Source organism: Wolbachia endosymbiont of Diaphorina citri (assembly GCF_013096535.2).
Classification (GTDB): Bacteria; Pseudomonadota; Alphaproteobacteria; order Rickettsiales; family Anaplasmataceae; genus Wolbachia.
Map to the genome: position 1 here is coordinate 1,242,496 of NZ_CP051265.2, position 14,835 is coordinate 1,257,330.

Here is a 14,835-nt window from a genome sequence, read left to right on the forward strand (position 1 = left end):
AAGGGTGAAAGAAATGCGGGATTTTCAACAACTTAGAGGGATTGTTGAATTTTATAGCTGCAGACTGAGCAATAGGGAAAAAGTTCAGGAATATAGAGGGTTTTGTTCAACTCTCAGTTTTCAGAATAACTCCTATTATTATATAATAATATAGTAGTATGACTTTAAAACATACTACTCTGTTCGTTTCTCTTTTACTTACAATAATAAGTTATGTATATGTGTAAAGCTCTCTTTCAAAGTTATCTAATAAAAGAAATGAAAGAAAACGCTTAAAAAAAACAAATGGCCCGTAATTGCGTTTTAAAGCCATTCTACAACTTCAGGGTACAATTAACCACCTTGACCTAAAGAACGCTTATAACAGCCCTTAAAAGCCGATTAACACCATGTCTTAACTTATAAGAAAGACCATATGCTAATTTTATCACGTTTTACTTTAGTTGTAAAGAAATTTTTTTAATGTATGACAGATTTGTATAGTCGATATTTTACGTAACTTATGGCGTTTAATTGGTTATTTAGTATCTCTAAAACTTAACGAGTTGCTTTTATAACCAAAGTAAAAGGGTTAATACGGTAACCATAATCTCTACGCGATGATCCAGGCCAACCAACTGTTTGAATCACATCATTACGTTCGATGTTTAGTCCTAATTTTTTAGCTAAGGTGGTTTTTATTGTTCTTTGGATTGTGTTTAGTGGTTTTCTGATGTGATGTTCTGGATCTGCTTCTGGATCAAGATTTAGGCGTTTTTCTATTTCATTTATGCTAAGCAACATGTGTTTTTCAGGAGGTAATTCTTTTTTACAATCATGCAAAAATTGTTCAAATAATATGCGAAAAACCTTCATACATGCTGCAGCTTTCTTATTTAGAATCTCTATATTGTTTACGTAAAGTGAGCCCTCTATCAATTGCAACTTTAGTAATTCCTTCTCTTTAGGAGGTTCAATTAGATTAAGTGCAGTATGTAAGATTTGCATTGAAGTATTTGGTATGAACTCTAGTACTCCTCTTTGTGCTGCTTCTTGGAATACTTCAATTAAAGTCTTATGCTGAAAGAAAAGGTCAACCATTTTTACTGTGGGCAAATCAAGAGGTATGTTTGATGGATTTTTTCTCAGTATTATTAATACAGTTGGATTAGCTTTAAGCTTATCTATCGTTAAGAATGTTGGATTGGTGCAAAAATCAAGTATGATTAAACTTACAATCTTACCTTGTCCACCAACATGATAAACTCCACTTTCCACTTTTTGCCACATAAAATTTGTATCACTTAGCTGACCTTCAAACCAATTCATAAATTTCTCTGGGTTAAAATATACAGATAAGCGATGAAATCTTTGCTTCTTGTAGGTATTAGGTAAAATATCACGGTTGCAATTTTCACAAATTATATTATCGCATGCTTCGTTAAAGTCCTCATCAATGAAAATCTCATTGTTACAGTATGGATCAACTATATTTGGCCAATCTAATTTATCTTGTCTACGAGAGCAGATAATGTAAGACCTCTCTTGCATCTTAATTAACTCAAGATCTGACAAATACCTTGCTGCTTTGATGTAATTTTGATTTGGGTTAACCCAAGAGCTGCCAGAATTAAGAAGATCAGAGATTTGCTCTTGGCAAGATTGTAAGACCATAAAATTGTTTTATGTATGTTTTAAAATCCTCTCTTTCCCTTTTATTCAGAGGATGTTCAGAGTAGTAAATTGCTATATACTCATCACTTCGCTTGAAAAATAAGCCTATCTTTTTGCCTTGAAATATTACTTTAATCGACTCTATAAATGGAACTATGTCTCCTACAAATGGCTTTAAAACATGCAATTCCGGTGCAATAGGATCATATGGAGCAACAGTCAAAGTGATATTAGTATAGCTGTAATTGAAACGATTTGACTGAAACTTTAACTCAAAAACACGAATATTTGAATCAGATTCATTAATACAAGTTTCTATAAATTTATGCACCTGTTCCGCGAAGTTTTTATCCTGCACATCTACAAAAATACATTCGCAGCCAAAGTAACAACTTGCAATGCTATTTGCTATTTCTATAGCTTGATCGATATTTCTAGCACCAAGATCTACCTGAGTGCCATTTAGTAGAAAATCCAAAATCATCCACTCTGCCTTATGGCCATGAATAACTTTGTTTGAATTTAACAACAAATCTATATCGCTAGCTTTGCGTATTAACACATATAAACGATTCTGATGATAGAAGAAACCTTGTAGTTGATTCTCGAAACTGTCATTTCTCTTAATGTTATCTTCTTTCAGTATTTGTTGTATGATTTCCTCTGAGATAAAGTCCTTAAATGGAGTACTTGGTCGTCTTGGTGTTTTTTGTAAGGCAAAAGACATGAAACTCTTTCTTTGTATTTTTTCAAAGTGATAGACAGACTTTAAAAGATTGTAATCTGCATGAAACAGTAGAAACAGCAAAGACTTCTTATCATATTTATTATTATTTTTTACAAGGTAGGATTTCATGAGTTCTGTAGTTAATGCAGATCTTGCAATTTCACTGACAGTAACTTCTAGTTTTGCACGATCAAAACAGGTAATCAAGTAGTAAGTAACGAGAGAATCGGAATAATTAGCAATAACTTTACGTTTGTATTGTACAGATGTATTATCGTAACTTTCATCATCAAAGAGTTGAGCGTTTAATTTATCTTTAAAGGAGTTTTGAAAAATAATATTTAATTGCTTACCAGAAAGTGAATCTATCCAAGACTGACGTATTTTTGTATTGTGAAAACGATCAAGCAAATGGTTAACAGGTACTTCTAAATCATCTTCCCAAAATTTACGATTTGGATAAATGTTCATAAGAAACTAACCACACCATAATAGCATAATAGACTATTTAAATAGTTAAGATAGAAATTTGAAAGTCTTGACCAATAATTATGCAATGGCTGTTTACTGATTTTTAACCAAGTTTTTTCTAAAAAGTTTGCTTAAGAAGAAGATTTTTTGGACAAAAATTTTTCAAATCCTGAATATATATTATATAGCACTCTAGCGAAACAAATTCTGAATATAAATGTCAATCCTAACACTGGACCTTGGCAAACAAACAGGCTGGGCAATTCTAACAGATGGAGTAATTGAAAGTGGTAGCAAAAGCTTTCATGGTAGCCGTTTTAGCGGAGGTGGCATGTGCTTCTTGAATTTTCGTAATTGGCTTAATTCTTTGAAACATGAGTTCACTGCAGTGTATTTTGAGGAAGTGAGAAGACATCTAGGAACTGATGCAGCGCATTGCTACGGTGGTTTTCTTGCCGTTCTCTCTGCTTGGTGTGAAGAACATCATGTGCCGTACAAAGGTGTTAATGTTAAAACTATAAAACGCTTTATAACAGGCAAAGGCAATGCAAGTAAGAGTGAAGTTATTGAAGCGATACGTGAAAAAAGTTTTTCACCTAGAGATGATAATGAGGCCGATGCTTTGGCATTAATGTTCTATATTAGTAAGGATATTAATAAGACAAAAAACCCATAAAAAGTGGGTCCTTTCGTCCATAATGGCGGGTTTGGTAGGTTTGACCCCAGGCCTTCTCTAGCGTCAGATATATTTTGAATATTAACTTTTTAATTATTAAGATATGAATTTAGCAATCCACTACTATCCTATTCGAAATCTAGTTGAATATGAGCGTAATCCTCGTAAAAATGACGATGTGGTCAACAGAATGTGTGCTTCAATCAGGGAATTCGGCTTTCGTATTCCAATAGTTGCAAAAAGTGATGGTACTGTGGTTGATGGTCATTTAAGACTTAAAGCAGCAAGAAAACTTGGTATGGAAAGTATTCCCGTAGTCTTAAGTGATAATTTAAATGGACCACAAACCAAAGCTTTTCGACTGCTTGCCAATCAATCAGCTAACTGGGCAAAGTGGGATGATGATCTTTTGAAGGTGGAAATTCAAGAGTTAGAAGATTTGCAATTTGACCTTAAAATGACAGGATTTGAATTGGAAAAAGTTCAAAGGTTTCTCGATGATTTTGATGGTGAAAAAGAAGATCTTTCTGATTTAGCTGTTGATAACAAAAAAGTAACAAAACCAGGTGATCTTTGGATTTTAGGTGATCATAGAATCTATTGTGGTGATAGCTCTGTAGTTGAATCATATAAAGCGCTGTTAGATGATAAAATGGCAGACATTACTGTTTGTGATCCTCCATATAACGTTGATTATGGTAGCAGTCAAGAAAGAGAAGATAAAAAAATATTAAATGATAATCAAGGTGAAAAGTATGAGCTTTTTCTTTACGACATCTGTTCCAATATTTTAGCATATACGAAGGGAGCAATTTACATCTGCATATCATCATCAGAGTTTTCAACGTTACAAAAAGTATTTGAGGAAGCAGGAGGAAAATGGTCGACATTTATCATTTGGGCAAAGAATCACTTTACGCTAGGCAGGTCTGATTATCAAAGACAATACGAAGCAATGCTCTATGGATGGAAAAGCGGCAATAAACGTGAGTGGCATGGAGGAAGAAATCAAAGTGATCTGTGGTTTTATGATAAGCCAACACACAATACACTACATCCAACGATGAAGCCAGTAGAGCTAATGGAGAGAGCAATAGTTAATAGCAGTAGACCAGGAGACATAGTACTTGATCCATTTAGCGGTTCTGGCAGCACACTGATTGCATGTGAGAGAACAGGAAGAATTTGTAGGACAATAGAGCTAGATTCAAAATTTGTAGATGTAACCATAAAACGTTGGCAAGTGTACACAGGTAGGGAGGCAATTCTTTCTGGTACTGGTAAAACTTTTTCAAAGATTCAAGAAGAAAATTCGTAGAAAAAAGGTAAATAAAGAGAGAGAGGAGAAAAAAAGTGAAAATCACACAAACAGAATGGGCAAGAGAGATAGGAGTATCAAAGCAGTATGTCTGTTATTTAGTAAAAAAAGGAATAGTTGAGTTGGAGGATGGTTTGATCAATAGAGAACAAGCAAATGAAGCAGTAGCGGCAATAAGAGATCCAAGTCAGCCACTGAGGAGGAAAAATCCAGAAAACGAAAATACAAGTAACCTTTCCACAATGTTGCTAAAAACGCGAATAAAAAATGAAATGGAACGAGGTAAACTACTTGAGGCAAAGGCAAAAGCTGAGATTGGTGAACTTGTAGCAGTAGAGGAAGTAAAGAGCGAAGCATTTAATGTAGCAAGAGTTGTCCGTAATAATCTGCTTAATATTCCAAATAGAGTTTCAGCACTGCTTGCATCACTGAGTGACACTGAAAAGATTCATATGGCGCTAACCGAAGAGATTACAAACTCATTACAAGAATTATCTAATACTAAATTTCAAATATAAAAAAGATTTTGAATATAAAATGGCTGATAACTTAAGTTTGGAGTTAATAAAGTGCCTCATCAATCAACCTGGATTAGATGTTAATGTCAGAGGGTTAAACGGAAAAACTCCACTGCATTGCGCTATAGAGTTTGATGAATTAAGCATGGTAGATTTGTTACTCACGAAGAAGAACATTAATCCTTTTGTGGAAGATAATGAAGGTAAAACATCTCTTGATTATGCCAAAGAAGGGAAAAAAGCAGAAATATTACAAGCGCTAATTAATAACAAATACGGATCAGAGCAAGATAACTTACTTCATTTAGCTGCAATGATAGGTGAAGTTAATGCAGTTAGATATTTGATAGGAAAAGGTGTTGACGTTAATGTACGAAATGCTCTGCATCATACTCCATTACATCTAGCAGCAGGAATAGGACATGCAGAAGTTGTAAAGATTTTGATAAGAGAAGGAAACGCTGAAATAGATGTCTTTGATGTACGAAATCAGACACCGATGCACTATGCAGTTAACAACAAAAAATTGGAGATAGTAAAGTTATTACTGGAGCTAGGAGCAGATGTAAATAGCGCACGTGTAGGACAAAATTCGATGAAATTATCACCAGTGCATATAGCTGTAAGTAACACTAATTACGATGAAAGAGATTTATGTCTCGATATTCTCAAATGCTTAATAAAGGAGCCTAATGCTCAAGTCAATTTGCAGGACTACGAAAATAAAACACCACTACATTATGCTGAAAGACTGAAAACAATAGAAGTTTTACTAACGCGAGAAGATATAGACCCTCTGGTAAAAGATGATAGCGGCAAGACACCATTTGATTACGCTGAAAATAGACCTGAGATCAAGAAGGCTTTGATGAACAATAAGTACGGTTCTGAAAAGAATAGTCTATTGCATTTAGCCGCACAAAAAGGAGTTGTAGATGCAATCTTAAAGGAAGAAATTGATATTGATATCTTAAATAACAAAGGTCACTCTCCAATTTACCTTGCTGCAGAAAAAGGACATTTACATGTAGTAAAATTACTACTGGAAAAAGGAGCAAACTATACACCTGTTCTGCACTCAGCAATCAAGTCAAATAATTTAGAATTGTTAAAAACTTTATTTAAAGAAAAGAGTATCAAATTACCAGATGAGATAGGCAGATCTGTACCAATTTATTATAGGTGTATAGAGCATAGAGATGCAAAAGTAAGAAAATACAATAATGTGATCTGTATTTTTACCTCAGTAAGTGCAGTAGCAATAGCGGTATATATAGGGTTAACAGCAACAACAATAAGTAGTGCAATCATTTTTGCAACAATAACAGGAATACTTGCACTTATTATAGCAATAATGATAAGTGAGATGAGCAAAAGATATATAGAAAACGAATTTCAGAAAAAGATGTTTATGGAACTGGAGGAATGTAGTTCTACTGTTAATGATGTTGAGATAGAACCAGCAATAAGTAGGGTTAAGGTATGATCTATGCTACATCTTTTTCTGAAGGTTTAAGACCAGATCCGCAGCTTAAAGTATCAGAGTGGGCGAATGAGTATCGAGTTTTAGCGCCAACTGCAGCATCAGAGCCAGGAAAATGGAGAACGGAAAGAACTCCTTATTTAAAAGAAATCATGGATTCACTATCTCCATCTTCACCAGCGGAGAAAATAGTATTCATGAAAGGAGCACAAATTGGAGGAACAGAAGCTGGTAATAACTGGATTGGCTATATCATAGATCAGACACCAGGTCCAATGCTGGTAGTACAGCCAACAGTTGAAATGGGAAAGCGTTGGTCGAAGGGAAGATTTGCACCGTTAATAGAGAGTACGCCATGTTTAAAAAGTAAAGTAAAAGACCCAAGATCAAGAGATTCAGGGAATACTGTGCAAAGTAAGGAATTTCCAGGTGGAATAGTAGTAATAACTGGAGCAAATAGCAGTGTAGGACTCCGATCTATGCCAGTAAAATACCTCTTTCTTGATGAGATTGATGCCTATCCAGGAGATTCAGGAGGTGAAGGAGATCCAGTACTGCTCAGTATTGCACGAACTAATACCTTTGCAAGGCGAAAGATTTTTTTAGTATCAACACCAACGATTCATGAGAATTGAGAAAGAATTTGAAGCAACAGATAAGAGATATTTTTTTGTTCCCTGTCCGTATTGTAATTACTATCAAGTTCTAAAATGGTCACAAATAAAATGGGAAAACAACGACTCAAGAACAGCACATTATGTCTGCACTGAATGTAGCGGCAAAATAGAAAATCATCAAAAGACAGAGATGCTTGAGCGTGGAGAATGGAGAGCTACAGAGGCAAAAGAAGGGGAGAAAAAAGGATTTCATCTTTCAAGTCTTTATAGCCCAGTTGGTTGGTATAGTTGGCAACAAGCAGTAGAAGATTTTCTGCATGCAAAGGAAAGTGAACAATTACTAAAAGTATGGATAAATACCACTTTAGGAGAAACTTGGGTAGATAAAGGAGAAGTACCAGACTGGAAGCAATTATTTAACAGGAGAGAATTTTTTCCCATAGGCACAGTACCAAAAGGCGAAGTAGTTCTCACAGCAGGTGTTGATGTCCAAAAAGACCGGTTAGAAGTAGAAGTTGTAGCATGGGGAAAAAGCCGTGAAAGTTGGTCAATAGACTATCGAGTATTTGAAGGAGATACAGGAGGAGGAGAAGTATGGGGAAAACTCTCTGAGCTCTTAAATCATCATTTTATCGGTGAAAATGGGCTTGAATACATGATAAGCATGATGGCGGTTGATGCTGGATATGCAACGCAAGAAGTGTATAATTGGGTAAGAGGTCATCAAGGATCTGGAAGAGTAATGGCAGTTAAAGGTGTAAATAAAGCATTAGTACCACTTAGCAGCCCAAGTAGAGTTGATATAACAGTTGGTGGTCAAAAGCTAAAAAGAGGAATAAAGCTTTGGCCAGTGGGAGTATCGATATTAAAGTCAGAGCTTTTTCAATTACTTAATGTTTTAAAAGAAGGTGAAGAAGCTCCAGCAGGATATTGTCATTTTCCGGAGTATGCACCTGAATATTTTAAGCAGCTAACGGCAGAGCAATTAGTCAGCAAGGTAGTAAAAGGATACACCAAACAGGAATGGCAAAAGGTAAGAGAGAGAAATGAAGTACTAGATTGCCGAATTTATGCGAGAGCAGCATCTATTGCGCTTGGAATCGATCGTTGGCCAGAGAGTAAATGGAATAGTTTGAGTGGAAAAATAGAAAGTAAAAAACCTAAAAAAGTAAGACAGAGTAAGTGGCTGGAAAATGTATAACGAAGAGTATTTAGTTCAAGTCGAAGAAGCGATAAAGAAGCTGCAAAACGGAGAGCGAGTAGTATCAATTGCATATGGTGACCATGTTGTGCGGTACGGGGAAGTTCAAATAAAGGATTTATTGGAGCTCAGGCAACGAATAAAAGCGGGGTTAAAAGTTGCAGGCATGAAGCCAAAGAGGCAAATTGTTTTTGCAACAAATAAAGGAGTGATATGAGATGGTAGAAAGCAAGAGGATTAAAGTGAGCTCAGATATGATTATAAATGCAGTAATAGATTTATCGCACTGGAATGAAAACATAAATTTTAAATTAGCAAAAGAAGATTGTAAGTTAAAAATGTGATATAAAAGAGATAAGAGGGAAAGATAGCCCTACTCACTATAGGAATAGGACTATCACGGGCGTGTGCGACCGAAAAAAAAGTTGGTATTACAACCGTTTCCATCAAGGTACACTAGCCCTATCCCTCGATACGTTTGAATAGTTGTGTGGGACATATATATGCACCCGTTTACAATCTTAAATTAATAAAACTATCGAGGTTATAATGGTTAGATCTTATCAAAATTTTATTGGTATTGACATCGGAAAATTCAAGAATGTTGTTGCAGTTCACAAGCAGAAGAATGCTGTTGAATTTGACAATAATACTTCTGGTTGGCAACAATTGTGTCAAAAGTTCTCAGATATCTTACCTAATTCTTTAGTGACTTTAGAAAATACAGGAAAATATGAGCTTGGTTTGTCACATTTTCTTATTGACAAGAATATCACCGTACATCGAGCTAATACCCGTAAAGTAAAAAGTTTTATTTTATCTCACGGAACTTTAGCAAAATCCGATAAATCAGATGCAAGAGCTCTTGCTCAATATGGATTTGAACGCCATAGAACTCTCTCTCTATTTGTACCTACTTCTGAAAAACAATCAACCTTGGTTGCACTTTGTCAACGTCGTGATGACATCACGCAAATGAGAACTCAGGAAAAATGTAGACTGGAAGCACCTGAAAACGACCATATAAGAGAAAGTTGTCAAAAAACTATTGAATTTTTTAATAGCCAAATAGATGAACTAAATAATACTATACAAAGAATCATTGATGAAAGTCATGAGTTACAAGAACATCAAAAAATCCTTAAAACAGTTCCTGGAATAGGTAAAAAGTTATCACAAGATTTTCTGTGTTTAATACCGGAGCTTGGTTACTTAAACAGAAGGGAAGTAGCAAGTCTTGCTGGAGTTGCACCTCATCCTAGGGAAAGTGGTAAAGCTGTTGGTTATCGAAGGATTATAGGTGGTAGAAGTAATGTCCGTAAAAAGCTTTTTACAGCTGCGATGTCTACTGCAAGGTCCAAATCTGTACTTGGTGCCTTTTATTCTAAGCTTGTTGAAAGTGGTAAGAAGAAAATGGTAGCTATAACAGCTCTAATGCGGAAAATCATAGTAATTGCTAATGCAAGACTTAAAGAAGCAATTAATTTGCATACTCTCACAACGGTGGCTGAAATTGGCTAATGAATATGTGCGTCTACACAGACTTAAAGCACATATTCATTAGCTAAACAGAAATTATTATGGCAGCTGTTTGATATAAAATTTTATTTCTATGACACACGGGTTTTTATTGTCCACATGATTGAACAAAGTTACAGAATTACACAAATAAAAAATTTTTAAAAAACATAGTTGATGGAATATTGGGAGTTATTCATAAAGCAACCCAGGGGCTAAAATACATAGATCCAACTTATACAGAAAGAAGGAAAGCCGCTGAAGAGGAAGGACTTTTATGGGGTTCATATCATTTTGGTGTAGGAGAAGATGGAAGAGATCAGGCAAATCACTTTTTGAATACAGTGGGTGAAACTAAAAATACAATTGTTGTGCTTGATATTGAAGAGAACGAAAGTGGAAAAAATATAGAACCAAGACAAGCAGAAGATTTTGTTAAAAAAGTTCAAGAAGAAACAGGGCGTTCACCTTTAGTGTATGGAAGTGCTAATTTTTTGAAAGATTTTGCCACACCAATTTTGACTAAATGTCCATTATGGATAGCAAGATATGGAGATCAACCTGTTTTACCGCAAGGCTGGAATAAGTGGATTTTATGGCAATACACCGACGGTAAAAATGGTCCAGAGCCACATGAAGTAAGTGGAATCGGAAAATGTGACAGAAATAAATTTAACGGCACATTAAAAGAATTAAGAGAATTTTGGTTAGTATGATGCTGAAAAATTTCAAACAACTATTTAGCAAGCCAAAAATCAAAAGTTCAGCCTGGGATGCAGCAGGTTCAGGAAGAAGATTTTTTCACTTTCAACCAGAGTTAGGAAGTATAAACAATTTGCTGTCTCAAAACCTTGAAACTTTACGTAGTAGATCACGTGATATGGTGAGAAAAAATCCATATGCAGCAAATATTATTGATACAATAGTAAGTAATTCTATTGGAACAGGAATAAAACCGCAGTCAAAAGCAAAGAATGCAGAATTTCGAAAGAAAGTGCAAGAATTATGGCTAAGATGGACAGATGAAGCAGATAGTAACGGAGTAAGTGATTTTTATGGATTACAAGCTCTAGTATGCAGAAGTATGATAGAGGGAGGAGAATGTTTTGTACGACTCCGAACAAGAAAGCTAGAGGATGGATTTTCTGTACCATTACAACTGCAAGTACTTGAGTCTGAACATTTAGACAATAAAACAAATCAGACTTTAGGAAATGGTAATGTAATAAGAAACGGGATTGAGTTTAACAGACTTGGGCAAAGAGAAGCATACTACCTATTTAAAGAACACCCTGGTGAAAGTACGTTTGGAGAGTCAGTGAGAGTACCAGCAAACGATGTTTTACATATTTATAGACCATTAAGACCTGGGCAAATCAGAGGGGAGCCTTGGCTTTCTAATATACTACTGAAACTTTATGAGCTTGATCAATACGATGATGCAGAATTAGTGAGAAAAAAGACAGCGGCGATGTTTGCAGGGTTTATTACAAGACTTGATCCTGAGGCAAATATTTTAGGAGAAGGCGAAGCGAATGAGCAAGGAGTAGCACTATCTGGCCTAGAACCTGGAACAATGCAGCTTTTAGACCCAGGAGAAGATATAAAATTTTCAGAGCCATCAGATGTTGGAGGAAGTTATGAAGCGTTTATGAGACAGCAACTGAGGGCAATAGCAATAGGCACAGGGATAACATATGAGCAGCTAACAGGAGATTTAACAGGTGTTAATTACTCATCAATCAGAGCAGGATTAATAGAGTTTCGCAGAAGGTGTGCAATGTTACAGCATAACGTGATAGTGTTCCAGTTTTGTAGACCTATTTGGAATAGATGGCTAGAATTAGCAGTACTTTGTGGAGAACTCTGTATAGATGAAAAAGTAGTAAAAGCAGCGAAAGAAGAAGTAAAATGGATACCACAGGGATTTGATTGGGTGGATCCACTGAAAGACCAGCAAGCACAGCAAATGGCAGTAAGAAATGGATTTAAGAGTCGATCGGAAGTAGTATCAGAAATGGGTTACGATGTTGAAGAAATTGACCAAGAAATAGCAGAAGATCAAAAGCGTTCTGATTCTCTCAACCTTTTCTTTGATTCTGATGTCAGGACACAAACAAAATAAATCTCGTTTACTTTATGGAAATTTTACAAACCAACTGGCTATGTAGGCCGATGATGATAGAGCAAAAAAGCTTTGACCTGTTGTCACTATATAACGGAAAACAACCTATCTTTAAAAACGTAAAACACTATGTAAAGAACAATATAGAAAAGACAGCAATAATACCAATACATGGAATTTTAACCAAAAAACCAGGAGCTTTTGACGATTTTCTGGGAATGACATCATATGAGAAAATTCAAGAAGAAATAGAAGAAGCATCATCAAACAAAGATATAGAAACTATTCTGCTTGATATAGATAGTCCAGGCGGAGAAGTAAACGGTTTATTCGACTTGGCTGATTTTATTTACGAATCAAGAGCAAAAAAGAGAATTGTGGCAATAGCAAATGATGATGCGTACTCTGCTGCATATGCTATAGCTTCAAGTGCTGAAAAGGTATTTGTGAGCAGAACTTCTGGTGTTGGCAGTATAGGAGTAATAGCAAGTCATATAGATCAAAGTAGGTTTGATGAAAAGCAAGGAATAAAATACACAACTATTTTTGCAGGCAAGAGAAAGAATGATTTAAATCCACATGAGCCTATAAGTTTAGAAAGCTTAAAAAGTTTAGAGGAGGAAGTAAATCGCTTATATGAAATTCTGACTGAACTTATAGCACGAAACAGAGGACTTTCTGTACAAGCAATAAAAAATACTGAAGCAGGTCTATATTTTGGTGAGAAAGCAGTAGAAATAGGTCTTGCAGATGGAGTTACAACATTTTTTGAATTTATTAACAAAGGAGAAAATACTATGAATAAACAAACTACAACTGACCTAGAAACTGATAATTTAACTAAGTATCGTACTGAAGTTGTTGAATTAATACGTTTATGTAACTTATCACGAATGCCAGAGAAAATAGGAGAATTTATTGAGCAGGGTGTAAGTATTGAGCAAGCAAGGGAAGTTTTAATGGAATTACTTGCAGAGAGAACGAAGAAGACAGAGATACTGAGTGCAATACCACAGAATTCAGGAGAAGATTTGATGATGCAAGTAGCAAGAAGTCGTGCGCAATCTGGCATTTAGAATATTCGTAGTATAACAAAAGTAGAAAATAAAGGAGAAAAGCAAAATGAGTACTATAACCGAACAAAATAATCTAGGTGACCTATTAAAATATGAGGCATCAAGTCTATATTCAAGAGATCAGATAACAGTAGCCAAGGGACAAAATCTTAAACTTGGTACAGTAGTGGCTCTCGATAAAGATAACATGATTAAGATAATAAATCCAACTGCCACAGATGGTACACAAACAGCGATAGGTGTGATAATAAGCGATGTAAACGCAAAGGAAAATACCAAAGCAGTAATTATTACTCGTGGTGCAATGCTAGCAGATCATGCAGTGGTGTGGCCAGCAAATATCACTGAAGAGCAGAAAGCTGCAGCAATAAAGCAACTTGAAGCACGAGGGATCATTGTCCGCAAGGGAGTGTAACTTAAATTAATAAGGAGAAAAAGAATGCAAAATCCATTTACAAATACAGCATTTAGTATGACGGCACTAACAAATGCGATGAATATATTGCCGATAAATTATGGACGGGTTGAAAATTTAAACTTGTTTCCAAGTAGGTCAGTAAGATTTAGACATATTACCATAGAAGAGCAAAACGGAGTATTAAGTTTACTACCAACGCAGTTACCCGGAGCACCAGCAACAGTAGGAAAACGCGGCAAAAGAAAGGTAAGAACATTTACAATTCCACATATTCCACATGATGATGTAGTTTTACCTGAAGAAGTTCAAGGAATCCGTGCTTTTGGCTCAGAAAACGAACTTGTAGCGCTTGCCGATGTAATTACAGATCACTTGCAAACAATGAGAAACAAACATGCAATCACGCTAGAACATCTTCGTATGGGAGCTTTAAAGGGAATAATTTTAGATGCAGATGGGTCTGAATTACTTAACCTATATACAGAATTTGGTATTACAGCAAAAACAGTAAACTTTGCTCTTGGCACAGCAACAACGGATGTAAAGCGTAAGTGTATGGAAGTACTAAGGCATATTGAAGATAATTTAAGTGGCGAGTATATGGAAAGAGTACATGCTCTGGTAAGTCCTGAATTTTTTGATGCATTAACCTCTCACCAAAAAGTAAAAGAAGCATACGAAAGATGGCAGGAGGGAGCAGCACTTCGAGACGATATGAGATCAGAATTTACGTTTTGTGGTATAACATTTGAGGAATATAGAGGACAAGCAACTGACCCTGAAGGAACCGTGAGAAGATTTATTGAGAAAGATACAGGGCACTGTTTTCCAGTAGGAACAGCGAGCACATTTACAACATACTTTGCTCCAGCAGATTTTAATGAAACGGTAAACACTCTCGGACAGCCACTATATGCAAAACAAGAGCCAAGAAGATTTGATAGAGGAACAGATTTACATACGCAGTCAAATCCATTGCCAATGTGCCATAGACCTGGCGTATTAGTAAAAGTCGCTATAGCATAACATACTGG

The 14,835-nt window shown here is 35.6% G+C and carries 14 protein-coding genes and 1 pseudogene; 13 read left to right on the plus strand and 2 right to left on the minus strand.

Annotated elements, in window-relative coordinates:
• Window positions 1–537: 537 nt before the first annotated feature.
• Both HGO49_RS05845 and HGO49_RS05850 read right to left on the minus strand, forming a co-directional pair.
• On the minus strand, window positions 538–1,653 hold the full coding sequence (locus HGO49_RS05845; protein WP_172758374.1) for a hypothetical protein: 1,116 nt from the start codon (window positions 1,651–1,653) through the stop codon (window positions 538–540).
• Window positions 1,619–2,851 (minus strand): hypothetical protein, encoded by a 1,233-nt coding sequence (locus HGO49_RS05850; protein ID WP_172758373.1) that lies wholly within the window; start codon window positions 2,849–2,851, stop codon window positions 1,619–1,621. The genes HGO49_RS05845 and HGO49_RS05850 overlap by 35 nt, the downstream gene beginning before the upstream one ends.
• Window positions 2,852–3,068: 217 nt before the next feature.
• Here HGO49_RS05850 and HGO49_RS05855 point away from each other — a divergent pair, with 217 nt between their 5' ends.
• The 13 genes and pseudogenes from HGO49_RS05855 (at window position 3,069) to HGO49_RS05910 (ending at window position 14,827) form a co-directional block, all read left to right on the plus strand.
• A complete protein-coding gene (locus HGO49_RS05855) occupies window positions 3,069–3,527 on the plus strand; it encodes a crossover junction endodeoxyribonuclease RuvC (RefSeq protein ID WP_172758372.1) in 459 nt (152 codons plus the stop codon).
• A gap of 103 nt (window positions 3,528–3,630) precedes the next feature.
• Window positions 3,631–4,845, plus strand: a complete 1,215-nt coding sequence (locus HGO49_RS05860; protein WP_010405490.1) for a DNA modification methylase — start codon at window positions 3,631–3,633, stop codon at window positions 4,843–4,845.
• A gap of 35 nt (window positions 4,846–4,880) precedes the next feature.
• A complete protein-coding gene (locus tag HGO49_RS05865) occupies window positions 4,881–5,363 on the plus strand; it encodes a hypothetical protein (RefSeq protein ID WP_017532591.1) in 483 nt (160 codons plus the stop codon).
• A 19-nt stretch (window positions 5,364–5,382) separates the two neighbouring features.
• The gene (locus tag HGO49_RS05870; protein WP_017532592.1) at window positions 5,383–6,849 is read left to right on the plus strand and encodes an ankyrin repeat domain-containing protein; all 1,467 of its coding nucleotides are present in this window, start codon (window positions 5,383–5,385) and stop codon (window positions 6,847–6,849) included.
• Window positions 6,846–8,664 (plus strand): annotated as a pseudogene (locus HGO49_RS05875) (phage terminase large subunit family protein). The gene HGO49_RS05870 and the pseudogene HGO49_RS05875 overlap by 4 nt, the downstream one beginning before the upstream one ends.
• Window positions 8,657–8,881, plus strand: a complete 225-nt coding sequence (locus tag HGO49_RS05880) for a gpW family head-tail joining protein (protein WP_172758371.1) — start codon at window positions 8,657–8,659, stop codon at window positions 8,879–8,881. The pseudogene HGO49_RS05875 and the gene HGO49_RS05880 overlap by 8 nt, the downstream one beginning before the upstream one ends.
• 1 nt (window position 8,882) lies before the next feature.
• Window positions 8,883–9,008: a hypothetical protein gene (locus HGO49_RS07465; protein ID WP_255419729.1), complete on the plus strand. Its 126-nt coding sequence runs from the start codon at window positions 8,883–8,885 to the stop codon at window positions 9,006–9,008.
• A gap of 205 nt (window positions 9,009–9,213) precedes the next feature.
• On the plus strand, window positions 9,214–10,185 hold the full coding sequence (locus HGO49_RS05885) for an IS110 family RNA-guided transposase (protein WP_017532054.1): 972 nt from the start codon (window positions 9,214–9,216) through the stop codon (window positions 10,183–10,185).
• A gap of 179 nt (window positions 10,186–10,364) precedes the next feature.
• Complete coding sequence (locus tag HGO49_RS05890) at window positions 10,365–10,898, plus strand: glycoside hydrolase family 25 protein (protein ID WP_338116486.1); 534 nt, start codon at window positions 10,365–10,367, stop codon at window positions 10,896–10,898.
• Window positions 10,895–12,307 (plus strand): phage portal protein, encoded by a 1,413-nt coding sequence (locus HGO49_RS05895; protein ID WP_172758533.1) that lies wholly within the window; start codon window positions 10,895–10,897, stop codon window positions 12,305–12,307. The genes HGO49_RS05890 and HGO49_RS05895 overlap by 4 nt, the downstream gene beginning before the upstream one ends.
• Before the next feature lie 14 nt (window positions 12,308–12,321).
• On the plus strand, window positions 12,322–13,383 hold the full coding sequence (locus tag HGO49_RS05900; RefSeq protein ID WP_172758370.1) for a S49 family peptidase: 1,062 nt from the start codon (window positions 12,322–12,324) through the stop codon (window positions 13,381–13,383).
• A gap of 46 nt (window positions 13,384–13,429) precedes the next feature.
• Complete coding sequence (locus HGO49_RS05905; protein WP_172758369.1) at window positions 13,430–13,798, plus strand: head decoration protein; 369 nt, start codon at window positions 13,430–13,432, stop codon at window positions 13,796–13,798.
• Window positions 13,799–13,822: 24 nt separating this feature from the next.
• Entirely contained in the window at window positions 13,823–14,827 is a 1,005-nt protein-coding gene (locus tag HGO49_RS05910) for a major capsid protein (protein WP_172758368.1), read from the plus strand.
• Window positions 14,828–14,835: the final 8 nt, after the last annotated feature.